Raw genomic sequence first — 24769 nt, forward strand, 5'->3', positions numbered from 1 at the left:
AAAGGAACGTATTGTGAAAGCAGTAATTCTGGCCGGCGGATTTGGAACTCGGCTCAGCGAGGAAACCGTGGTAAAACCAAAGCCCATGGTGGAGATAGGTGAGCGTCCTATCCTTTGGCATATTTTAAAAATTTATTCCCACTACGGGATTAATGACTTTATTATTTGCCTGGGTTATAAAGGATATATAATCAAGGAGTATTTTGCTAATTATTTCCTACACATGTCGGACGTAACCATTGATCTTTCCAACCGATCTGAACTTCAGGTTCACCAAAACAACTGCGAACCATGGCGGATAACCCTCGTGGATACAGGGCAAGAATCAATGACTGGTGGACGCCTCAGGCGTATCGGCAAATATGTCCAGGATGGTGATTTTTGCATGACGTATGGCGACGGCCTTGCAAACGTGGACATTGCAGCTCTGATAGCTTTTCATCAACAGGAAAAACGCTTGGCAACGGTCACCGCAGTCCAGCCTCCAGGCCGTTTTGGCGCGCTGGAAATCAAGGGTACAGAAATATCCGCTTTTGCAGAAAAACCCAAAGGTGACGGCGGATGGATCAATGGCGGCTTTTTTGTTCTTTCCCCGCAAGTCCTGGAGTATATTGACGGCGATCATATCCCTTTTGAAGCCCAGCCCATGGCAAATCTAGCTCGTGATGGACAGCTCAGTGCATACCGGCATACAGGCTTCTGGCAGGCCATGGACACCCTGCGGGACAAGAATACTCTGGATGAGCTCTGGAACACTGGACAAGCCAAGTGGCGTATCTGGTAGATTTACCAATATCCTTAACGACATTGTTGGGGAGAGTTTGTAACCCATGATAAATAAACATCCTTTTGCCTTCTACCAAGGGAAACGGGTTCTTGTCACTGGACACACCGGTTTTAAGGGCTCCTGGCTCAGCTACTGGTTGAGCGCATTGGGTGCTAAGGTGACAGGATATTCCCTGGAACCGCCAAGTTCGCCGGACCATTTTTCTCTGCTCAACATGGAAATGGATTCCGTTCAGGGCGATGTTCGCAGCTTCGACTCTTTGGCGAAACTATTTAAATCAGCAAAGCCGGAGATCATTTTTCATCTTGCTGCACAACCGCTTGTCAGAAGATCCTATAAGGAGCCTTTAGCCACCCTGGCGACCAACGTCCTGGGAACAGCCAATGTTCTGGAAGCATCCAAGCTGTCTGGCGGTATTCGTGCCGTTGTGATAATTACCAGCGACAAATGCTATGCCAACCGGGAATGGGCCTGGGGGTACCGGGAGATTGACCCCATGGGCGGCCATGATCCTTACAGTGCATCCAAGGGATGCGCCGAACTGGTCACCTCAAGCTGGCGCAATTCTTTTTTTCCCGTTGACCAATATGAAATAACTCACCAGACTTTAGTGGCCAGCGCGCGGGCCGGGAATGTAATAGGCGGCGGGGATTGGGGAGAGGATCGATTGATTCCAGACCTTGTCCGCGCAGCGGAGAGCGGAAAGCCGGCGCGTATCCGTCACCCCGAAGCTGTTCGACCATGGCAGCATGTACTGGACCCATTGAGCGGTTACCTGCTTTTAGGACAAAGGCTTTTGCAGGGCGACACGAAATCTGCGGACGCCTGGAATTTTGGACCTCGCCACGAAGATTGTTTGTCCGTAAGACAGCTTGTTCAAGAGTTTAATAAAATCTGGGATGACCTTGCCTTCAGATTTGAGCCCGAAGCACATCAGCCCCACGAAGCTACAATGTTGCGTTTAGATTGTTCCAAGGCCAGACAAATACTGGGATGGTCTCCGATATGGGACAGCCAGATGTCCCTCAAAAAAACGGTCCATTGGTATAAGAGATTTTATTTGGACGGCGTACTGGAAACCCAGCAAGATCTGCTGGACTACCAGTCCGAAGTGAAACGAAGAACTGCAGAAAAAACCGTGGAGGCTCGAGATGCTCGCTGTTAAAGGACATTACAAAGACGGCAAGATTACCCTATTGGAACCCTTGCCAGTGAGTATTCACGAGGCGGAATTAAATGTTGTGGTGCTACCCGTGGAAACTGATGATCAAAAATATTTTCCCTCGCAAGAATATATTTGCCGAGAATCTACCAGTGAAGAAGATTTCAAAAATCTGAGCCTGGCTGTTTTTTTCAACGATACAGACGATGCAAACGTAGACTGGGAGGATTGTCTTGGGCTCAAATAGCAGGGTTGGAGAAATAGTGCTTTTGGACTTTCCCTACACCAATGCGTGCGGATCCAAGGTCCGCCCAGCGATGATCCTGCATGATCATGCGGAACAACATGGCGGCAATTCGGACATCACGGTCGCCTACATGACCACTGAAGTGGACAGGTATGCATACAGCCCTCACGCCGTACTTATCGAGCAGCAGGACCTAGCTTACGGCATCCTGAAAATGGCCAGCGTTGTCCGTACCGACAAGCTCATTACGATTGCCCCGTCAATCTGCAGACGGGCCAATGTGGCCAGGTTGAATACGCAAAAACTAAGAATGTTGCTTAAAACCGCCGCATATGCGCTGGCCAGGTCCTCTTTTCAGGCGATCCATAAACCCCTGCTGCAGTCTGATTTTATTCCCGGCACAAGCCGGATCAACTATGCCGGCCGTGTGTTCGACGAACGGGAAATGCATAACCTGATGGACAGCGCTCTGGATTTCTGGCTTACTTCTGGAACCTACACTCAACGTTTTGAGTATGAACTTTCCAAATATCTGGACGTGAAGCACTGTTCCCTGGTCAATTCAGGATCCTCCGCCAATCTTTTGGCGCTTATGTCGCTTACATCTCCCAAACTTGGCAAATGCAGAATATGTCCTGGTGATGAAGTTATCACTGTGGCTGCAGCATTTCCAACCACTGTCACTCCAATTCTGCAGGCTAAAGCTGTTCCTGTATTTGTTGATGTTCGCATACCAGATGCAAATGTTAACGTGCAGCATCTTGAAAGAGCATTAAGCCCCAAGACAAAAGCTGTTATGTTAGCACATACATTGGGGTTTCCTTTTGACATCGAGGCTGTACATAAATTTTGTCAGTCACACGACTTATGGCTAATCGAAGACAATTGCGACGCATTAGGGGCCAAGTGTCTCATAAATGGGACATGGCGACACACAGGGACCATCGGTGATCTAGGAACTTCCAGCTTTTATCCACCACATCACATTACCATGGGAGAGGGCGGAGCGGTATACACCAATGATGTTCACCTGAAACGCATTGTTAATTCATTACGAGACTGGGGACGAGACTGCTGGTGTGCGCCGGGCGCTGATAATTCGTGTAAAAAACGTTTTAGCCAGAAATTTGGAAGATTGCCCAAGGGGTATGATCACAAGTATGTATATTCACATTTGGGATATAATTTAAAGGCTACTGACATGCAGGCCGCAATAGGATGCGCTCAACTCCAAAAGCTGGAATCTTTTATCACCCAGCGCAATGCAAATTTTTCGCGCATGCTGGAAGGACTTAAGCACCTCCACCGTTATTTCCACTTGCCCAGAATCGACCCGCGTACGAAGCCCAGCCCGTTCGGTTTCATGCTGCATGTGCGGGCCGATGCCGGTTTTACCCGCAACGACCTGACCACCTACCTAGAAGAGCACAACATCCAAACACGCAATCTGTTTGCGGGCAATTTGCTGCACCATCCCTGTTTTTCGGCCTTGCAAGAAGGAATCGATTACCGAATTTCAGAGAAGCTTCAAACAACTGACAGCATTATGAACAATACCTTCTGGCTGGGCGTTTATCCTGGCATAACCCCGGAAGTGGTTAACTATGTTGTCAAGTGCATCAACACTTTTGTCGAGACCAGATGAGTCATACTATCCTGCTGACCGGAGCGACGGGCTTCCTGGGAAGCCACTTGCTGGCCGCCCTTGTTAAACGCGGGTACAATGTCATTGCCCTGAAACGTTCATTTTCTAACACGCGACGAATTGATAGTTTATTAAATGATATAGTAGTATATGATATTGATATAGTAAAAATTGAAACAATTTTTCGTGAAAACTCAATAGATGTTGTCATACATGCCGCTACAGAATATGGAAGAAATGTTACAAACTGTCTTGGTGATCTTGTAAGGACAAATATCCTTTTCGCATGCAACATCCTTGAAAAATCTTTGCGAGAAGGTGTTCAATGTTTTATCAATACGGATACATTTTTCAGCAAAAACAATATCAATTACAGTCATCTCGCCGCCTATTCCTTATCCAAAAGACACTTTCATGATTGGATGAAACTGTTACAATGTGAATCATCGATGAAGGTTGTCAACATGGTCGTCCATCATGTTTACGGCCATGGGGATGCCCCGCACAAATTCGTCTCTTCTCTTTTACACGCTTTTTTGCATGGTGAACCCAAAATACCCATGACACCTGGAGAGCAACAGCGTGATTTCGTTCATGTCTCTGACGTGGTTGAGGCGTATATGCTATTGATTGAGAAGATTGATGAATTGCCGGGATACGTTCAATTCGATGTTGGGTCTGGACAGCCCACAACGATTAGAAATTTTGCTTTGGTTTTAAAAAATAAAGTGGAACTGGTCTTGAGAAAATCGGTTCCAACCACATTGAAATTTGGCGAGTTGCCCTACCGCGAGGGAGAGCCCATGTGTTCCTTGGCCGATAATAAAGGTTTGCGTAATATTGGTTGGGAGCCAAAACTTTCCCTGGAGCAAGGAATCGAAGAAATGGTCCGCGAAGAATGTACAATGCTTTTTCAGACTGAAAAAGCTGATAAATTTGCGAGGGATTAATGCACATATTCTTCATCAGCGGCATTCCCGCAGACAATTCCGGCACAGGCCGATTAGTACAAACCCTTATCAAGCAAGGTAGAAAACACAATAATATCAAGGTCAGCGTGCTTTTCAATACTCCAAAAAACAAAGACCTGTTGAACGACACTTTGCATAATCCTGATATCCTCAATGCTGATCATGTTGTGCTTTTGCATCCACAGACACTTGGCTTTCGCTGGTGCATGGAGTTTCTGCTGCACAGGAAAAAGCGAACGTGGATATATGTCCTGGACGCGAGCTTTTTCTGTATCCGCTCCTACAACCATATCCCCGGGGAATCTAGAGCCTGCCTGCGCTGCCTCAAAGGCAAATTCGATTGGGCACTACGACTGCAATGCCCTGTTTTTCCAACTAAACAAGATGATGCTCTTGCATTTTTAATGTTTTTAAAAAAGAAAGTTCAAGCCCGTCATATCGGATTACTCGCTCAAAACGAATCATATAAAAAGTTGTTGCATACCCATTTTGGAGATGAAGCAATCGTATATAAAGTTGGCATGTGGGCCGCAGATTTTGATGCTCTGCTTGCTCCAATAACACGAGAAAATAAACGAGATTTCCTTACACCATATTTTGATGTTGTTTTTCATGGCAGTTCACATCCTGCCAAAGGCACCATATGGGCAAGTGTATTGGCAAATTTCATGCGAGACCGCTCCTTCCTGTTTCCATTCTTGAAGGGGATTGATCAAATGGGCTGCATGCCACAAGAAAATGTCTATTTCTCCAATATGAACTGGTCCAAAGGCCTAGCCGATCAAATATCCCAATCTTCTATTACACTCTGTCCTTCACTCTGGTCGGCTCCCATTGAAGGAGCTTTGGTGAAATCAATTTTTGCGGCTAATAGAGTTGGAGTTGTAGAAGAGCCAACATCTTTTTCCAGTGAAATACCCGACAATATCATTTTAAAACTTCCGCAGGACCCACAGGCTTCTGCTGCTATAATTAGAGAAAACCTCAAGAGGGACATTATTTCCAATCAACCAAAGATTGATTGGGTAAATAAATTTGTAGCTGATAACAAAAATGTTTTAAATAATATCATTGAGAAATTGTTGGAAGAGAGCGACTAGCCTGTGGTCGATTACGATGATTCTTACCGCTGCGAGCCGGCTTTATAAGACTCACTTCCAGGAAGACAATCTGCCTAACGTAGTCTTGGAGTCCCTTGCATGCGGAACCCCTGTGGTTGGTTTTGATGTGGGGGTATTCCTGACATGATCGAGCACCAGATCAATGGCTATTTGGCACCAATTGGAAACGATAAGGAATTGGCTAATGGGATGCGCTGGATCATGGAGCGAAAAAAAGCAGGGAGCAAGATTGGATTTAAATGCCGAGAGACAGCCTTGAGCGGATATAATTTGCCGTTGCAGGCTAAACGATATCTGGAACTCTACGAAAGCATCTCTAAATAATTGCTGTTTAGATCAAAAAGAGGAGTATATTCAGTGACAATCCCTCACCGTTCTTGGGAACCGCCTCAACCATCGAATGTTGGTTCCATAGGGCGTGAATTCTTATTTGCAGAATCCATGTCCCGAGATCCAGACGAATTTACCACTCGAGAGCATTACCAAGAACTTCTGTCTCCAATTTTAAACCAACTAACCAAGGGGAGCATATCCGGTGCACTGCGGGTCGCAGAACGCATGCAACGGCAACGCCCAGGCCATGCCCTAATTAACACAGAATACGCTCGATTGCTCCTTGCAGAGGGAAGTTTTTCCAACGCCCTGCCCGTGCTGGATCAAGTACTGAATCGCAATCCTCAAAACCTCGAGGCTCTCAAGCTGTCAGGTTTTGCGTACCTGCAGCAAGGAGACTTGCCGCGAGCGCTGGCTTTCTTCAAACACGCCGTCCGCCGCTCACCCGCCGACAGCTTTTCCCAAATAAATTGCCACGCCTTGCGCCTCAGGTTGCAAAACAAACTGCAGAGTGAAAACCCCGCCCTAAGTCTTCGCCCAGTGGTGGCCACCAGCCTGCCCCCAAGAGGACTTGAAATCAGCAAACAAGCTGTTCAATCATGGCGAGATCGGGGAATAAGGGTGCTGTCCATCAACACGGCATCAGAACGGGATCAATTAGCACCACATTTCCCTGAAGTGGAATTTTGCCTCTGTGAAGAAACGGCCCGGGCCAAGTTCGGCAAGGATTACCAATATCTGGACACACTCTTGGATGCCTTGGCAGCAACCGGGCATCCCCTATGTGGAATTATCAATGCGGACATCATACTGCGCGGTGAATCCACTGTTTGGGATCAGCTATCTGCGGCAGCGAATCGTTCATTTGTCTATGGATCCCGCGTCAACGTGCAAAAGATGGATGCTCGTTGCGGAACGCTCCTTGAGCCTGGATTCGACTTCTTTTTTTTCCCGACTTCCTTTCTGAGTCGAATCCCACGAACAGGATTTATCATGGGACAGCCAGCCTGGGATGTTTTTTTGCCTGCCTGGATAGCACGTTGTCATTTGCCCTGTTCCTTTTGCTACTCGCCTCTCGCTCTACATGTTGACCATCCTATACAATGGAGTCGAACAACAAACTCACGCTTGCTGGCTATGGCCCTCTCCTGGTTTGCCCCGGAATTGGCCAAACTTGTAGTGGATGATCCTGGATGCCACACGTATCTGCGCCTTTTCACCGGAACAATGGCGCAAACGTTAAATAAGGCTTCTAAAGCTCACGCACAGCCTCTGCTCTGTACATCGCCTCAAATGGATTCTTGTTTTGCGCCTGTAGATCCTTTCTACTGGGGGCGAACTTCAGAAGAAACGTTTTTGTTACTTTCTTAAGATAGTTCAAAGAATCTCTCTGATACAATAAGTGTATTGCAAATATTCTCAGAGCGTTAATCTTTTTACAAATCATATGTTACTGCAAAATTTTCTAATTTCATCAACGTCACAAATTCCTATTGTATCATAATAAAACCTTAAAAACAACAAAGATGGATAATACGTGCTGGATGCTTCTTCAATAAAAATATCGTTTTTATTTAAACGGTTGTTGAGATGAATTATTTGACTTTCAAAAAATTCTATCAATTTTATTAATTCCTTAGTTCGAATTGACCAAAGCCTAAAACATGTATCATGGACTTCTGGATACGATTCTTTGTACAAATATGGATTGTGTACAAGATTTTTCTTCGGAGTTTTTTTCCCTACAGCGGAAATTACTCGTTTGAACTGCTCCATGCGTTCAACTAAGCAAGTTGGCAGATTACGCCAAAAACGGATATCTTCTTCGCGAATTCGAGAGTAATGAGGTTTCATTTTATGCTTGAAAAACAGTAAAACGCCGCCCCCTCCCCGAATTATGGACATCCTTATGAACCCATCTACCGTAAGTGCATGTTGATGTGTAGACCTGCAGTCTTCCCTAAACAGGACAGGCACTCCTCGATCAAACAAGCGCTTACCGAGTTCCTGATCTTCAGCACCCCAGGCATTTCCACAAAATTGTTCACTAAATAGCCCTGCTTCAAGAATAGCCTTACGTGAAGTGCTAATATTGCATGTCCAATAATGTTTATACGAGTAGATGCTATTATTCTTCATGGGTGGATATCTGAAGAGCAAGTCAGAATTTTGGAGTGTATACCCCCAGATACTTTTTGTAAAAAATGATGGCAGATCAAAGCGACCTAATACTGAAACGTCCAAGTCAATCAAATTTTGATGAACTATCAAATGTACGGCGAGAGCGTTTTGGTCGAGAAGTGTATCATCATTTATGAATACAATAATATCCCCACGTGCGGCTAAAACGCCAACATTTCTTGCTGCAGCTGGACCACTGTTTTTTGTCTGTACATAATAACGAAATAAATATTCAGGTGTGTAACCTAAAAGAAAATTTACTGTCTGGTCTTCAGAGGCATCATCTATTACCAATACTTCAAAAAGATTTTTCGGAATAATTTGATTTTCTAGATGAACTAGACATTTTTTAAGAATCTCAACGCGATTACATGTTGGTATAACAACTGAGATCTTTGGTGATCTACACATTGATTTTCTTTTTATATCTTTCATCACTTGTGCCTGAATACATATTAAAAATTAAAAGATACAATATAAAACTACTACCATTTCATCAAAATGAATTCATTTTTTTTCATATTGAACCACATCCAAGTCACACCATACCGGACAAGAAACCTCTATTACGCTTGGATTGCCATGCACGCATCAGTGGAAACATATTCTTGAATCGGTAATAAAATTTGACATCATTGCCCAATGAACTGCCGTGATTGCTTTTTTCAGGTGATTGAAATCCTGTAGAACGAAAATGGATACACTCGAGTTGCCCCAGGTAGCGAATTTTGAATCCTTTGAGGCGTACATCCAGATGAAATGCGACATCATCCAACTGGCTGGGAGAAAATTGAATGTCAAATTCTGGTACCTGTTCCAGACATTCCCTTTTTATCAAGTGACAGCATCCCATGACGGAATCGACATCACGACGGACTGCATAGAAACCGGGATCAGCGGCCCAAAAAGGGGCTGCCAGACTCAGCCTGAAGACCCCTTTCTTGATGATCGAAACATCACGGAAAAGATACTGCAATGTCGAAACCGGCTGGGGATTCATAACCTTACACCCCACTACGCCAATTTCAGGATCCTCCTGGATGGCTGTTGCCAGACTTTGGAGCCAATTCTCAGGAATGACGACATCATCATCCAAGAAAGCCATATAATCGCATTTCGTTTTCAAGGCCTCATGCACAAGAAAGTTGCGGGCTGCCGGAGCACCCATATTGATCGGCATTTCAAAGAGTGAAAGTTGACCATCTTGAAAATGTTTCTTTGCTTCCTGCACAACAGCCAGGCTCTCATCACTGCATCCATTGAGCAAAACAAAACATTGTGCCTTGCCGATGTTTGATTCACGCAGACTTTTAAGAGTTTGCTTCAACAGATTCGCTTTGTTATAGGAATATATTCCGATGACGATATTTTTTGTATTGACACTGTCTTTATCTATCACAAATGGAGTTTGAAGTTCTTCAATTATATATTTGATTGGTGTTTGCGATGCATCCCGTTCCAAGGACTTCTGCAACAAACTGATTGCCACATCTTTTTGATTATTTTTGGCAAAGCAGACAGCTGCATAATTAAGCGCAGTCTCCGGGATATTTTTTTCAGCATCAGCGATATATTCCCAATGCTTGAGTGCATCGATTGTATTTCCTGACCGGGCATGAAGATAGAGCTGGCGATATTCCCAATCGCAAAGAAAAATCTCCGGGGGATGAAAATCTGCAGTCCATTCGCGAGGGTCAAATCCCGAGGTGAGATCAAAATGCAATGCATAGTTTGCCAACGCCATGTCATTGTCATTTTCTCTCAGACATTCGATAAGATATTCACGGGCGTTGATTGTCGAATCGTCTTGACACATTTGTTGGATATGAGAAATTTTCTCCTGATTCAAAACAGTATGTGTCAATAATTGCAACTTGATCTTGTTCTCGGGTGAAGGATTCACCTGCTGCGATACGTTGATGATGGCTGGATTGAATGGATCCAGCTGACGCATTTTACTGAGAATATAAAAAAAACAGCTCAATGCCTGTTTGTTTGACTGAAAATTCTTGTCACTGATCAATCGATTGAAATACGCAGCCCCAAGACTTTCATCCAGGATAAAATTGTTGATATGCGTGGCAACATGTTGACACACTTCATCAAGGGTCAATGCATTCAGCTCTGGAACTATTCCAGGTGGGATGTATTCAAAATCGTCTTTCATATAGACATGAGCTCCGGTATCCTTAAGTCTTGAAATCCATACCGATATTTCAAAATTTTTTATGCACTTACATTTTTATTCTGAATTAAAACTTTTAAATTTTTCAAGGCTGGTAAATACTCCGGATCTTCCTCTAAAGCCTGCCTGAAATACAGACTCGCAGATTGATATTCACCTGTGTAAAATTCAACCATGCCTGCGATATTACAGTACTCTTTACCTATTTCATAATTTTCTTTAATATGATCCAGCCGTTTTTTACTCCATAATATATCTCCGTTATTGAAGAATCTGGCTGCAGCTTGAAGATGATATTGTTGCTCGATATTTTCATCAAAAGGTCTTCTGCCTCGTTCTACCTTCCATGGCCGTGATCGTAATTTTTGAGAAAAATTACAATAACTACATGCATCTAAAGGGTATCTGCTCCGCCAAAGCCAAAAACTGCTCCCATCAAACTGTCTAAGGTCATACATCATATCTTTACTAGCCAAAAATTGATCAGAAAGCATTTCTTTTGGAGCAAAACGGCTATAAGCTCCTGCGCCACACCGTCCCATGCGCATATCAGGAAGCAAAGCAGTACATTCTGCATTTCCACAATAGACCTGTGGAGTAACAGGTTTATTCAAAAATTTAAGCTCGTTAAATATGGCTTTGTCGCAAAAATCAATATAAATATTTTTATTATACTTTTTAATTATGCCCAGCATCCTCGCAACATTTTCTTCTCCCCCCAATCGATGAATAATGGTCGGATATCTTGATACCCGCAGAGATGTAATCATTGGCCATAAATCCTTGTACAGATGAATATCTTCACGACTCAGCCAAAACCCATTCGTTGTCAGCATCAATGGTTTACGATAACGCTCCAGTAGTGCATAAGCAAAACGGATCAAGTCAGGATGAAGGAAGGGCTCTCCTCCCATAATTGAAAGCGAATGATACTGAATATTTTTCTTTTTCAGCACATCAAGACCATCGAAGTAATCCTTTGCTTCATAATCTTTCGAAGGAGCAAAAGGAGAATAGTTATGACACCATCGACAGTTATGGTTGCAATGATCAACCGCATGTACTTCCAGCCAGCCAAAAGCATTAGCCATGAGTAACTCCTAACGCTGATATATTTTGTTACATTGAGATTTTTTTATGACGGTCCAACTCTGTGCTTCAACTCCTGGAAAACATCTCCTGGGCCTGATTCCAGTCTTCAGGAAAATCCACTTCAATACAGCGATGCCTGCTGATATCCAGGGGGATGAAGTCAACGCCTTCGCGGATCATGAATTCCAGCCCGCGTTCAAAATAGTCCTGGTCCTCGCAGAGTTTTAGATTTTTTACCAGGCTCGGGATATGTTCGGCCTTAACCTTATTGATCCCCACGGCTTCGCCCTCTCCATTGGTGACATTCTTGGAAATAGCCACAATCGTACCCGCATCGCCCGTACAATACTTGACTTCCTCATCCCCGCATTTCTTGCGATCCACGGCAATGACATTGGCCTTGGCCTCAACCACACCACGGACAACCTCGCTGTCAAAAACAACGTCTCCGTTGGTCCAGAGGACATCGTCATCCAGATCGCTCACCGCATGCAAAAGACTCTTGGACGTGTTGGTGATGTAGAAAATCGGATTATACCGAAAAAAGACATTGGCATGTTGTTCCATGATCAGCGTCTTCTTGAAACCGACAACAACGATAATCTCGCGGATGCCGACTTCACGGAAGATTCTGATCTGTCTGCCCAGAATGGTCTCTCCTGTGGGCAGAACGGACAGACACTTGGGCAACGGACGGCCAAGGCGACTCCCTACGCCGGCGGCTAGAATAACGGCTTTCATACGACCCTCGCTTGTTTTGAAATGGTCCCTCTTCCTTGAAAATCATTATGCATCATCATCCACGAATCGCTCGACAAGATACCTTCCCAGCCTGGCAGAGGCGTTGGCATCGCCATGGGTAAACGACTTCTCGGCCAGGGCCTCGCGTGCCGCCCTATGCGGGTCTTCTCCCTGAACAAGGAGTTTCTCGAGGCAATCAAACAAATCATCCTTTGTTCGGGCGTGAAATCCCGGCGTCATTTCCAGATAATCGAACAGCAGGGAACGGCTGGTGGTGACATAGCGTTCCAGATCATAGGGATAAAAGAGGATGGGACGGTTGGTCAGGAGAAAATCAAAATACACGGATGAATAGTCCGTGAGCAGCACATCTGAGATGCGCAGCAGGGGATAGGCGTCCGTGGCGGAATCCGCCACCAGAACAGTATCCGGAAGCCGGCCCTGGAGTCGTGCTGCCACATAGGGATGCAGCTTGCAGATAAAGAGCAGGTTGTGACGCTGGTTGAACGCATGCAGCCGGGAAAAGTCGATCATACCCTCTTCCAGGGGTCCGCCCCCGGCGTCACGAAAGGTGGGCATGAATACGACACTTTTCCCTCCCTTTTTTCTGGTCTTCATCATTCGGGAGTAGATGGCGGAATCCACGTTCAACATGTCCAGATTGTTGGGCGGTCTGAGCAGCGCGTCATTGCGCGGGAATCCGATTTCCGGAAAGGATGTGGCCTTGAAGGCGCGGGCAAAGGCGTGCTGGGTGAAAAAGGGCGAGGTGGAGAGCACGGTGTCATACCCTGAATACATCTCAGTCAGATAGGCAGCCTTTTCAGGGGTCATGTTCACAGGTGACTCGATTTCAGGAAATCCAATGGCCTTCAAAGGAATACCATGCCACAATTGAACGACCTTGGCCGGGCTGAGCAAAGCGGCCAAAAGGGGATCGCGCCGCCACCAGAAATCGTCGCACACCACCACACCGGCCCGGAGAAGACAATTCACAGCCTCATCACTTTCCAACCGCAGGACCGGCAGACCGGCCTGTTGCAGGGTCAGACAGGTTTCCCGATGAGAGCCGATAAATGTGCACTCCAATTCAGGAACATGACGCGCGCAATGCAGGAAGGCATATTTGACATTGTCAATAAAATGGCCATCACGGCGACCGAGAAAAACAACGGTATTTTTTTTCCTCGGGGTAGTGGCAACCAACCGGGCAATAGCGGTCAGGGCGTTTCTGTCCATCCCGACCTGCTGTTCTGAATTGTTCATTTGCTCACACAGATATGCTATGGGTAAAGAAAAACATCCTATTTATGCATCAACCAAGCCAACACCTAGCACACCTCGCCCCTCTTTATCCCGAAACAGATTGCACAGCTTGGCCTCCTTGCGGTGCAGATCCTGTTCGGCGACTCTCGCGTCGAGTTCCCGGATGGTTTCCAGGTCCTGGGGGGAGTACAGGCTCTCCAGGGCCGCCATGTGGGAGCGCAACAGCGCGATGCGCTTTCGATCCATGCGGGAGGCGTCCCCATTGGCGCTTCTCCGGACGTGGCGTATGGCGAGATGACCATTGTAGACCGGCAGCTTCCCCTTGAGATCCATACGCAGATCGAGCTCGAAATCGTCGAATTGGGAAGGCGAAAAAACCAGGGAAAACCCGCCTGATTCCTGGAGCGCCTTCATCCTGAAGAGATGCACGCAACCGGTCACCGAAGCGCAGGGTCGCATGAAGGTAAAATATCCATAGTCGGGGAGCTGTCCCTGAAGGCCGGAAATGAGTATCTGGCCGTAGGGATCGTCGGAAGGCTGCTTCATTTCAGGTTCAAAAAGATGGTAGTCGGCGCTTTGAATCTCCGAGGGCTTGTCCATGCTCACAAACCGGGCTCCATACACATCGGCCTCGGGATAGGCCTCCATGGAAGTGCCGAAATAGCCCGGCCAGTCCGGAGGCAGCAGAATGTCGTCATCCAGATACACGGCCCAGTCACAGGCCTTGACCGCGGGCAGTTCCATGAGCCAGTTGCGGGCCGCAGGTGCCCCGATATTCACGGGCAGATCGATGATGGTCATCTGCTCCCCGTACACATCCTTCCACCTGTCGAGGACAGAGTCTGTCGCGTCGGTCGAGCCGTTGTTGAGGGCGAAGATCTGCGGTCTGAAATCCGGCGATGTCGTTTTTGAAAGGGAGCGCAGCATCTCGTCCAGCCGGGCGGCATGGTTCCAGGTATAGAGAAGCAAAGCGCCTTTTCCCTGCGGGGAATTGCCGGAAACGTCCCGACCGAAAGCAAGGTCATAGAGACGCAAAAGCCCATGCACCGACCACGGCCGAAGTTCGACATACCTGCGCAAGGCACCGACAGCCTCTTGCCTGTTTCCCTGCAAGGCGTGCGCGTCGGCCAGACGGTACAGGGTTTCCGGCAGCAGGGTCACGGCAAGGGATCGTTCATACAAGCTCACAGCCTGGGCCAGATCCTGGTGCAGCCTGTAGCAATCCCCCTCAAGACGCAGTTTCATGCATTCAGGCAGATCGGTTTGTGCTATCAGGTCTCTGTCCAGCTCAATACCCGGAGGCAGAGCCCCGCTGTATCCCTTGAGCAGGGCTCGCTGTTCCGGTCCCAGAATCCGGGCCATGCGATCCAGATCGAGCAGGCTGGTCACATTGCCCGAGAAACGCTGTTCCCATGCAGCCAGGAGCATATCCGCATACACGGCCATCCGATCGGTCAGGAGTTCGGGCTCATCCTGGATGCGCTGCAACCCGAGCAGGGCCAGCTGGGAGAGATGGTACTCCCCGACCGTTCCTGCCAGAAACTTCTGGCGGAGAAAGGAAGGAATCAGAGATCGTGCGGCATGCGAAGGATACGCTTTCATGAAAACCCCAAAGGTTGAATGATTGCTTTGTGCCGACCATGTCGGCGATACAAAAGGTCAGAAAAAAGGTTCGGCCGGGAATAGCGCACTTGCAGGTCATCAGTTGTCAGTCCCTTTTGGGAAGCAACACCAGCGAGGGGGCGTTGAACAGGTCCCCCACCCTGGCAAGGGCGGGTCGTGTTATCGGTCCCTTCCTCCAGCTGTTTGAAACCCTCCCCCAGCCCCTCCCTAAACTACGGGAGGGGGGCTACAGCGTCCATGTACTCGTTCTCTTTGGGCGCCCGAAGATGTGTTTCCACAATGCCTACAGGCAGCTGGGTTCGAGATGAAAAGTACCCTTTTGCCGGATGAGCCAGAAAAAAATTGGATGCAGGGATCAAACGAACTGTTCAGGTCGACCGGCTAGTTGAACGCAGCCAATCGGGCTGTAATTCGCTCAAAACATGCAAGCGCCGATGCAATGGTCACATCCATGTCCATATATTTATACTCCCCAAGACGTCCGCCAAAGACGACCCGGGGCTCGGCTGCTCCGAGTTCCTGGTATTTCTTGAGCAGATCCATGTTTCTGGGGGTATTGACCGGGTAATACGGCTCGTCATTTTGTGCGGCAAACCGGGAATATTCCCGTGCGACAACGGTATTGTTTGTTGCCGGACGTTCCGGATGAAAGTGTTTGAATTCGTGAATCCTGGTGAACGGGATGGCCTCGTCCGCGTAGTTCATCACGCTTGTGCCCTGATAATCGGGAAGGTCAAAGATCTCGTATTCGAAATCCACGGTCCGCCATTCAAGACGTCCCAATTGATAGTCGAAGAATTCATCGATCGCCCCGGTGTACACGACCAGGGCGTCTTCAGGAATACTCGATTGAATTTCCCTGAACGATGTATTCTTCTGGATGGTTATATGCTCACTGGAAAGCATCTTTTCAAAAATACGTCCGTATCCGTCAACAGGAATACCCTCGTAGGTATCTGAAAAATAGCGGTTGTTATACGAATTTCGCACAGGAAGACGGGAGATGATAGCCGCAGACAATTCGCGGGGATCCTTTTCCCATTGTTTGATCGAATATCCCCTGATAAAGGCTTCGTACAGAGGCCGTCCAATGAGCGAAATGGCTTTTTCCTCGAAATTCTTCGGGTCGGAAATGTGTTCTTTTTCCTTTTCCAGAAAACCATCAACCTGCCAGGGCTTGAGATTGATCCCGTAGTAGCTGTTGATGGTCTCCAGGTTGATGGGCATAGTGTATACTTTATCCTTATACGTCGTATACACCTTGTGCTGGTAGGAATTGAACCGCGTGAACGTATTGATATAGTCCCATACCTTTTGTGAAGAGGTATGAAATATGTGTGATCCATATCTATGGTATTCGATATCTGTTCCCGGATATGTTTCCGACCAGCAATTGCCGCCGATATGGGACCGTTTTTCGATAATGGCAACCGGAAGCCCATAAACGGCAGTGATCCGCTCGGCAAGAGTGGCCCCAAAAAAGCCGGAACCTATGATATAGACGGGAAAATTCATTTTCTTTGTCCTTTTTGAGGGGCCTCCCGCTTGGGGAGGCAATTCACGAACGTTTGTTTTGTTTCCTCTTTTTCAACGCATGAAGAACCGACCGTGCCGCACGAAAGTCATACATCTTTGTATAGACTTCAGCTGCGTAAACCACATGCCTGTCCGTGGCAACGGCGTGAAGCAGGGCATCCTCCACAAAAGGCATGATCTCCATCTCGCCCTGTTCGGCATGTACGCATCCGATCAGCGCGTCCAGGGCGGTTATGGACTTGAATTTTTCATAGGCGCGTACGGCATAGTCGAAGCTTGTTTCCGGTAAAACATCCTGATCCTGCTTCAAAAATCCCAGATTCACTATCTGCCCGGCTTCATAGAGGATCGCCGCAAACAGGAGATAGACATCGTGTTCAAAAAGCGATGACCGCCTCGCCTGCATGATCTGTTTTGCAAACGGTTTGATGTCGATACCCACGTCCATGGTTTTCTTCAGCACCGCGTCGAGCCACTGCAATTTGTCCGGGTCATGCATGTGCATGATCATGAGTTTCATGGAGGCGATCACCCCGAAACAATCGTTTGCAAAGGCTCCGTGGGCGAGCAGGGGTTTCGCCTTTTGCTGTTCCCCCTTCTGGGCGTGGATGGATCCCAGCATAAAGGCGGCATGACAGCCAACCTGGGTATGCAGATGCTTCAACCCTTCAAGCAGGTTGACCGATTCTTTATACGATCCGCCAAATCGCCGGGCGTGAAAATATTTGCTGCGGGCCTCGCTGAATTGCCTTCCCTGTCGGCCGATACTCCTGGTCCGCCCTGTGTGTTTTTTTGCAACATGGTCGAGCACACATTGCGCCCGATGGATACTTTGATGATTGTTCAAACAGGCCTGCTGACCGGCCCGGGCCACATGGTCCCAGGCAGCGATATCCTTGTGCAGCTTTTCCACCAGGGGAAGGAGCGTGTCCGGCGAATAGGTGAGCAGATGTTTTTTGTGGGTGAAATACCTCTCCACCCCCTGCCCGCCCGCCTCGGTCAGCAACAGGGAGCCCGAGGCCAGAACCTGGAACACCCGCAGGGTCAGCCCGGAAAAAAGATTTTCATTGAGCACCACATGGGACCGGGAAAAAAGCGTCTGCATGGCGTCAGGAGAGATGTTCTGCTCTATGGTGACATCAAAATGCTTCTGAAGCAGGGCGAGCAGATTGCTGCGCCTCTTTCGATACACGGTTGTCCGACCGACAAAGGTCAGAAAATGTTCCTTGCGGGTCACAGACCGAAAGGCCGAGGAAGGCACGCACAGCGGAAGCCAGAGCGCATCGATCCCCCGGGCGCGAAGCGTGGTCACGGAAGATACCTGGTCCACAAAAACCCAATCAAACAACCGGGCCAGATCCGCGAACCAGAACTCGTTGAGCGGCGCATCGATACAATAGGCGCACACGGGATAGGAACAGGCATACATCTCCCGGGGCAGGATGCGTTTTCCAAAAAACTCGATACAAACGAGATCCGCATCCGGGCAGGTCGACTCGACAATCGTCTGCAGGGTCCGAGAACCATCCAGGACCAGGGGAACGACCTCCCACCCGAGAGCTTCAAATCCCTCACGCAGAAACGAACCCGCGTAGAGTATCTTTTTTGCCATGTTTTCCTGCTCTTTTTTTCTGACCCAGGAGGCTTCAGCGTTTCACCTATGAGCTCCACACGGGAAAGATCGTACTCCTGGCCTGCAGCGCAGTGAAAAATCGGTCGAAAGAGTGCGCGTAGCAGGAGTTGAGAACGATGATGCCTTTCTCCGCGCCTCTGCGCCTCTGCGCGAGAAAAAAAATCAACATGCTTCACCGAATCGTGCAGATGAGTATTGCCGATACTATTTTGAAAAATCGGAGCCCCACGTTGCCCCCTGCCTGGCTTTGCAATTCCCGGTCCTTCTGTAAATTGTCAATGCGAGCAGTACATTGCATAACGCCGCGCACCAAAAAGGCCACCCTTCCCGAACCGGAAAAGGTGGCCTTTTTTATTTCTAACCATACTTCATTACTGGCTATTTCATGTTCTCCAGGTCTCTCTCCCGGATCTCGGCGCGCTTGATTTTCCCACTGATGGTCTTGGGCAGGTCGGTGACATACTCGATAACCCGGGGGTATTTATAGGGCGCGGTCAGTTTTTTGACATGGTTTTGAAGTTCCCTGGTCAGTTCCTCGGAAGGTTCAAACCCCGGACCCAATACGATGGTCGCCTTGACCGCCTGACCGCGCAGGGGGTCGGGCAGCCCGGTGACAGCCGCCTCCACAACGGCATCGTGGGCCACAAGGGCGCTTTCCACTTCAAAGGGGCCGATCCGGTATCCGGAACTCTTGATCAGATCATCCACCCGGCCCATGAACCAGAAATACCCATCCTCATCCATCCAGGCCTTGTCGCCGGTGCGGTAGTAGTTGTTGCGCATGGCATCCGCAGTCTTTGCCGGCTCCTTGAGATATCCCTGCATCAGACCAAAGGGCTTGCCGTTCTCGATATTGACGCAGATCTCCCCTTCCACGCCGGGGGGGCAGACATTGTCCTCGCTATCGAGAAGCACGATATCCCATCCGGGCACGGGTTTGCCGATGGACCCGGGTTTGGGCTTCATGCAGGTGAAGGTGGCGATCTGCAGGGAGGTTTCCGTTTGCCCGTATCCCTCGTAAATGGGCAGACCAACCAGCTCTTCCCAGGCATTGAAGACCGAGTAGTTCAACAATTCGCCCGCGGTCGTGCAATGCCGCAGGGCCGAAAGGTCATATATGGAAAGATCCTCACGGATCAAAAACCGGTAGATGGTCGGAGGGGCGCAAAAGGTGGACACCTTGTTTTCGGCAATGGCTGCCAAAAGGCTCTTGGGTGAAAATTTTCCCCTGAAATCATAGACAAAGATGATCGCGTCACCCATCCACTGGCCATAGAACTTGCCCCAGACCGCCTTGCCCCATCCGGTATCGGCCACGGTCAGATGGATATCCCCGGGCTCGAGATCATGCCAGTAGGATCCGGTCACGATATGACCAATGGGATAGGTATGGGAATGTTCGACCATTTTCGGAGGACCGGTAGTGCCCGAGGAAAAAAAGATCAGCAGGGGATCGTCGTCCACGGCGCAATCGTCCGGTCGCTCAAAGGTTGCCGTGCCCTCGGCCACCAACGTGTCATACAATTCCCACACTTGTCCGGCCGCATCGCCGGCTACCTGGACATAGAGCTTGATTCCCGGGCAATCCTTCCGGGCCGCCTCGACCCGGGAAACGATGGTGTCTTCCACAATCATGCATGTGACATCGGCAACCTTGACCCGGTCGACAATATCGTGAGTGGTCAGAAGGGAGGGGGAGGGAATGGCCACGGCCCCGATTTTGTGCAGAGCGAGCATGGCCACCCAGAACTCCACCCTGCGGTAGAGAATGAGCATGACCGTGTCGCCCTTGCCGATGCCCCTGCTCTTCAGGCTGTTGGCCAGCCTGGAGGATTCAGTGGCAAAAAAATTGAAATCGTATTCCCGGCGCACACCCAGATCGTCCAGATGGATCATGGCCAATTGGTCGGGGTTCGCGGCAGCCTTTGCGTCCACAACGTCAAAGGCAAAGTTGAAATTGCCTGGAGCGATCTGCTCGTAGGACTGCATGAAATCTTGATAGGATGAAGGCCGTACTTTGGTAATCACGCTGAATTCTCCCTATGGTATCTTGATGAATTATCCGAGTGTACATGAAACAGCATCATGAAACGGGAACTTTCACACCAGGATCGATCCGACCGGCGGATTTTCCGTATTGAAAGTTCCCTAGATAATCACATCGAGAAATTCCGCGTCACTCTCCCCTAGTCCTCGCAGGGCGTGGGGCGTGGTGGAGTCGAAATAAAAGCTGTCCCCGGGTTCCATAACAAAGACCTTGTCTCCGAGATGGATCTCGAGTTTCCCCTTGAGCATGTAGATGAATTCCTGACCCTCGTGATGACTGTAGTTGAGGCTCGCCACGTCCTTGGGCGGAACCTTGATGTAAAAGGGCTCCATCTTCCGATCCAGGAATCGATAGGCCAGGCTCTTATAGTCATAATCCTTGCGCCGTTCCACGGACAGCCCCTTGCCGGACTTGACCATGGAATAATTGTGCAGATGGGCCTCGTCCCCGGAAATGAGCACGGTCAGATCCACATGAAAGGTCTGGGCCACCCTGAACAGATAGCTCACCGGAATTTCAACCTCACCGGATTCGTATCTTTCCACATCATCCACACTGACGCCCAGATCCCCGGCCATGGTCTCAACCGACATATCCATGGCATCACGAAGGCCTCTGAGTCGTGGCGCGATCTCCTTGTAAATGGGGGTCGCTTCTTGCATCGCGCATCTCCTTTACGGTTGCCGTGTATCCTGTTCATATCCCTGTGATACAAACGCATTGTTCACGGATATCTTCAAATCCCTGCAAAGGGAGGAATACTTGTCCATCCCACACGGGAAATCAAGCTTAAAACTGATACCAAACATCATGATACAATGGACCTTTCAAACATGTGTGACAAGCCGGAGCGGGTGAACGGAGGAAAATCTCCTGTGAAAACAATCATTGTCTGACAAAAAGGGCTCGAAACCCATCTGCAAACCCTTCCGGGTCCGGTCCAGCAGAAAAAAGCCGAACCGGAACAATGTCCCGATTCGGCATCAACCTGTTGTAAGGGCCATACAACGATATGCCGCCATTAGAGCACGATCACGGAATTTTCACTGTTTCCATAGGGGGTGGACACAAACGTGTCTGCATCCGGATCATTTTCCCATTCTGTTTCATCGACCAGATAGCGGAATTGATACTCGTGATCGTTCTCAAGATCCAGTGTGGCCTTGAAGGATCCGTTCTTCAGACGGGTCATGGGAGTTGCGGTAACGTCCCAATTGTTGAATTCGCCCACCAGGCAGACGTTCCTGGCATTGGGAGCCATTTCCGCGGGAACTTTGAAAGTTACCTTGCAAACCGGCCGTGTCTTGAGATATTTTTTCTGAATGCTCATAGTCTTCTCCTTGTGGGATCAAACCTTGGTCCCTGTTTCAAATCCTAACGAAGCATACAATTGCATATATTTCCGGGCCGATTTCTCCCAGGAAAAATCGGCGCGCATCCCATTGGTCCGGATCGAATTCCAGACCATGGTATTGCGCCAGGCGGCAAGGGCCTTGCGGATAGCAGTCAAAAAACTTAACGGAGTTGATTCGGCAAAGGTGAAACCTGTTGATCCGGGATGGGGATGGGAAACAATGGTATCGCTCAACCCTCCCACATCCGTTGCAACGGGGGGCGTTCCATACCTCAGGCTGTACAACTGGGTCAGCCCGCAGGGTTCATAGCGCGAGGGCATCAAAAAGATATCGGCGCCGGCCTGGATCTGGTGGGCGAGTTCCTCGGTATACCCCACATGGGCGCTGAGCCTGCCGGGATATTGTTCCACCAGGTCGAGCAGTCGGGCCTCATGAGCGGGCTTGCCCTCGCCCAGAACCACCACCCCGACATTCTCCTTCATGAGCTCGTCCATGATGTCCAGCAGCAGATCGATCCCCTTTTGCCCCCGTAACCGCCCGATAAACCCGAGTACAGGCCGGTCCTTCAGGCTCGGATCAAGTCGCATGATCTCGATCAGTTTTTCCTTGCACGCCTGCTTGCCCGCCATCTGATCGATATCATAGGACTGCTCCAGAAATTTATCATTGGCAGGATTCCACACCGTGTAATCCACCCCGTTGAGAACACCGACCAGATCATCCTGACGTTTGGCCAGAATACCCTCGAGACCGCACCCGAAACGGGGAGTGACAATCTCCCGGGAATAGGTGGGACTGACCGTGGAAATGAGGTCGGCATAGGCAATCCCGGCCTTGAGCAGGTTGAAGCTGTCGTAGTACTCGACCCCGTCCATGTTCCAGGCTTCATGGGGCAGTCCACTCTCCCAGAAAAGGCGATTGGAGAATCTGCCCTGAAAGGCCAGATTGTGGATGGTCATGACCGTCCGGGCATCTTTCCAGAACGGCTTGTCCCTGCGCCAGAAATCAACAAAGGCGGCTGCAAGGGCAGCGTGCCAGTCGTGGGCATGAACGATGTGAACCGGAAACTTCAGATGCTCGATGGCGGACAGGGCTGCCCGACAGAAAAAAATGAACCGTTCGCAATTGTCAAAGTAATCCGACTTGGCCGTACAATAGTAGTGGCGCCTGTCGAAATACTCGCCCCGGTTGATGAAATACACGGGTAGTCCATAATAATCGGCCAGATAGATGTCCGCAGAGATCAACGGCCAGGGATAGCCCACCGGACAGTTTTCATAGACCAGACGCAGGGGAAAGGATGCTGTGGACAACCGTCCATACAGCGGGGTGATAACGGCAGTGGGGATCCCCATGCGCTGCAATGTCAGCGGGAGAATACCCACGACATCGGCCAATCCACCGGATTTGGAAAAGGGATACATCTCAGAGGCGATAAAGATGACCCGAGGTGACTCCTTGGTCAGCATGTACGACCGCTCCTTGCGTTTGACGGCATCGGATCAAACGACCATTGACGGGGGCTCTTTCTGTTACCGTGTAAAGATAGCGTACCTATTTAGAAGTTGCCCTAAAAAAACGGGCCCTCTTTGATCGTCATCCCGGACATGATCCGGGATCTTGCACGACCGGGCAGCTGCTTATTCGACATACATTGCCCGCAGCCCTGGAGATCCCGGCCTGCGCCGGGATGACGTGCTTACGACATCCGTTTTAACCCTGCTGAATAGATACAAGATAGCTATGGTATATACTATGAATGGAAACGAAATCAAACGCCTTATCATCGTCCAGCAAGGTGCCCTTGGCGACTTTTTAATGACCTGGCCGGCCATTGCCAGCCTGCGAGCGGCATGGCCTGAAGCCGAGATTCTCTGGGCAGGATCATCCCAGCGGCTCCCACTGCTTCGCCCTTTGGGGATACACAGCGCACCGCCATCGGTGCACAAACAGATCCGTACGCTCTACCTCGATGAGGCACACACACTGAACATCACAGCTGATGAACGAATTATATGGTTCTACCTAAGAAAAAAACCATTTCAGATCAAGCATGAAAATGTTTTTTTTCTCAAAGGCATAAACCAACACAGCTTCACATCACCCCGAACGCTTTTTGCCGAAGCCCTCTGCGAACAGGAGATCCCCTTTGACCCTGATTGGCAAACAAGGTTTCAAACTGTTTTTCCCCGCCAAAACCAAGCAAACCAAAAAACCATCCTCCTCTTCCCGGGTTCCGGCAATCCGGCCAAAAACTGGCCGCTGGTTCAGTTTTTTGAACTCGGTTCATGGCTCGAGGACCAGGCCTTTCAACCGCTCATGATCCTTGGCCCCGTGGAACAGGAAAAGGGAATACAACCCCTTGGAAAAACAGCTCTTGCCTACCCCCGCACCATCCAGGAACTGATCGCCCTTTTGCAACAGGCAGCCTTTGTGATCGGAAACGACTCCGGCCCCATGCACCTGGCCGGATATATGGGAGTCCCCGGTCTGGCCATCTTTGGGCCGACATCCCCCCGCCAATGGGGCCCGCTGGGTCTGGATATCCTGACCCTCGATCTGCCCTGCAGCCCCTGCACCCAAACAGCCCGGGTTGCCTGCACCGATCCCGTGTGCATCACCCAGATCACCGTGGATCAGGTCATTGACCGGCTCCTGCCCTGCCTCGCCAAAATCACCCCCTGCCCCCAAAACAAAACCGGGTCATGAGTTACCCATTCTCATGACCCGGCTCTGACAAAAAGAGGAAGTATATTTTATGATGCAACCGACAGGCCAAGTATTTCCCTGAATAAAAAATAAAAAATATTCATTTAATTTAAAAAGGTTACAAGAACATCCTGATCG

At 49.1% G+C, this 24769-nt stretch carries 21 protein-coding genes; 9 read left to right on the forward strand and 12 right to left on the reverse strand.

The features are described from left to right. The first annotated feature begins 13 nt into the window (after window positions 1-13). The 8 genes from rfbF (at window position 14) to ACTVJH_RS04900 (ending at window position 7637) form a co-directional block, all read left to right on the forward strand. Complete coding sequence (gene rfbF, locus ACTVJH_RS04865) at window positions 14-784, forward strand: glucose-1-phosphate cytidylyltransferase (RefSeq protein WP_455988038.1); 771 nt, start codon at window positions 14-16, stop codon at window positions 782-784. Window positions 785-830: 46 nt separating this feature from the next. Then, on the forward strand, window positions 831-1952 hold the full coding sequence (rfbG, locus tag ACTVJH_RS04870) for a CDP-glucose 4,6-dehydratase (protein ID WP_455988040.1): 1122 nt from the start codon (window positions 831-833) through the stop codon (window positions 1950-1952). After that, window positions 1939-2196 (forward strand): hypothetical protein, encoded by a 258-nt coding sequence (locus ACTVJH_RS04875; RefSeq protein ID WP_455988042.1) that lies wholly within the window; start codon window positions 1939-1941, stop codon window positions 2194-2196. Before rfbG ends, ACTVJH_RS04875 begins: the two co-directional genes overlap by 14 nt. A gap of 16 nt (window positions 2197-2212) precedes the next feature. Then, window positions 2213-3841 (forward strand): lipopolysaccharide biosynthesis protein RfbH, encoded by a 1629-nt coding sequence (rfbH, locus tag ACTVJH_RS04880; protein ID WP_455988044.1) that lies wholly within the window; start codon window positions 2213-2215, stop codon window positions 3839-3841. Then, entirely contained in the window at window positions 3838-4791 is a 954-nt protein-coding gene (locus tag ACTVJH_RS04885; protein ID WP_455988046.1) for an NAD-dependent epimerase/dehydratase family protein, read from the forward strand. Before rfbH ends, ACTVJH_RS04885 begins: the two co-directional genes overlap by 4 nt. Next, on the forward strand, window positions 4791-5912 hold the full coding sequence (locus ACTVJH_RS04890) for a hypothetical protein (protein ID WP_455988048.1): 1122 nt from the start codon (window positions 4791-4793) through the stop codon (window positions 5910-5912). The genes ACTVJH_RS04885 and ACTVJH_RS04890 overlap by 1 nt, the downstream gene beginning before the upstream one ends. Window positions 5913-6056: 144 nt before the next feature. Then, entirely contained in the window at window positions 6057-6257 is a 201-nt protein-coding gene (locus tag ACTVJH_RS04895) for a hypothetical protein (RefSeq protein ID WP_455988050.1), read from the forward strand. Window positions 6258-6491: 234 nt separating this feature from the next. After that, window positions 6492-7637, forward strand: coding sequence for a tetratricopeptide repeat protein (locus ACTVJH_RS04900; protein WP_455988052.1), 1146 nt, complete (start codon window positions 6492-6494; stop codon window positions 7635-7637). 72 nt (window positions 7638-7709) lie between these two features. On the opposite strand, the gene ACTVJH_RS04905 is transcribed toward ACTVJH_RS04900, so the two are convergent. The 12 genes from ACTVJH_RS04905 to glgA form a co-directional block, all read right to left on the reverse strand. Continuing rightward, complete coding sequence (locus tag ACTVJH_RS04905) at window positions 7710-8882, reverse strand: glycosyltransferase family 2 protein (protein ID WP_455988054.1); 1173 nt, start codon at window positions 8880-8882, stop codon at window positions 7710-7712. A gap of 103 nt (window positions 8883-8985) precedes the next feature. Further along, on the reverse strand, window positions 8986-10614 hold the full coding sequence (locus tag ACTVJH_RS04910; protein ID WP_455988056.1) for a glycosyltransferase: 1629 nt from the start codon (window positions 10612-10614) through the stop codon (window positions 8986-8988). 59 nt (window positions 10615-10673) lie between these two features. Then, window positions 10674-11723 carry a radical SAM protein gene (locus ACTVJH_RS04915; RefSeq protein WP_455988058.1) on the reverse strand — a complete coding sequence of 350 codons (1050 nt, stop codon included), beginning with the start codon at window positions 11721-11723 and terminating at the stop codon, window positions 10674-10676. A 67-nt stretch (window positions 11724-11790) separates the two neighbouring features. Continuing rightward, complete coding sequence (locus ACTVJH_RS04920) at window positions 11791-12465, reverse strand: phosphocholine cytidylyltransferase family protein (RefSeq protein ID WP_455988060.1); 675 nt, start codon at window positions 12463-12465, stop codon at window positions 11791-11793. A gap of 45 nt (window positions 12466-12510) precedes the next feature. Then, on the reverse strand, window positions 12511-13728 hold the full coding sequence (locus ACTVJH_RS04925) for a CDP-glycerol glycerophosphotransferase family protein (protein ID WP_455988062.1): 1218 nt from the start codon (window positions 13726-13728) through the stop codon (window positions 12511-12513). Window positions 13729-13770: 42 nt separating this feature from the next. Further along, complete coding sequence (locus tag ACTVJH_RS04930) at window positions 13771-15330, reverse strand: glycosyltransferase (RefSeq protein ID WP_455988064.1); 1560 nt, start codon at window positions 15328-15330, stop codon at window positions 13771-13773. Window positions 15331-15732: 402 nt separating this feature from the next. Further along, complete coding sequence (gene glf, locus ACTVJH_RS04935) at window positions 15733-16866, reverse strand: UDP-galactopyranose mutase (protein ID WP_455988066.1); 1134 nt, start codon at window positions 16864-16866, stop codon at window positions 15733-15735. Between the two features lie 43 nt (window positions 16867-16909). Continuing rightward, on the reverse strand, window positions 16910-18499 hold the full coding sequence (locus ACTVJH_RS04940) for a glycosyltransferase family protein (protein ID WP_455988068.1): 1590 nt from the start codon (window positions 18497-18499) through the stop codon (window positions 16910-16912). A 399-nt stretch (window positions 18500-18898) separates the two neighbouring features. After that, window positions 18899-20509 (reverse strand): AMP-binding protein, encoded by a 1611-nt coding sequence (locus ACTVJH_RS04945; protein WP_455988143.1) that lies wholly within the window; start codon window positions 20507-20509, stop codon window positions 18899-18901. 159 nt (window positions 20510-20668) lie between these two features. Next, on the reverse strand, window positions 20669-21229 hold the full coding sequence (locus ACTVJH_RS04950; protein ID WP_455988070.1) for a helix-turn-helix domain-containing protein: 561 nt from the start codon (window positions 21227-21229) through the stop codon (window positions 20669-20671). Between the two features lie 359 nt (window positions 21230-21588). Continuing rightward, entirely contained in the window at window positions 21589-21897 is a 309-nt protein-coding gene (locus ACTVJH_RS04955; RefSeq protein ID WP_455988072.1) for an isoamylase early set domain-containing protein, read from the reverse strand. Window positions 21898-21915: 18 nt separating this feature from the next. Further along, a complete protein-coding gene (gene glgA, locus ACTVJH_RS04960) occupies window positions 21916-23391 on the reverse strand; it encodes a glycogen synthase GlgA (protein WP_455988074.1) in 1476 nt (491 codons plus the stop codon). A 286-nt stretch (window positions 23392-23677) separates the two neighbouring features. Between glgA and ACTVJH_RS04965 the strand changes: the two genes are divergently transcribed. Then, on the forward strand, window positions 23678-24631 hold the full coding sequence (locus ACTVJH_RS04965) for a glycosyltransferase family 9 protein (protein WP_455988076.1): 954 nt from the start codon (window positions 23678-23680) through the stop codon (window positions 24629-24631). The last annotated feature ends 138 nt before the right edge of the window (window positions 24632-24769 follow it).

This window comes from Desulfoplanes sp. PS50 (assembly GCF_053851535.1).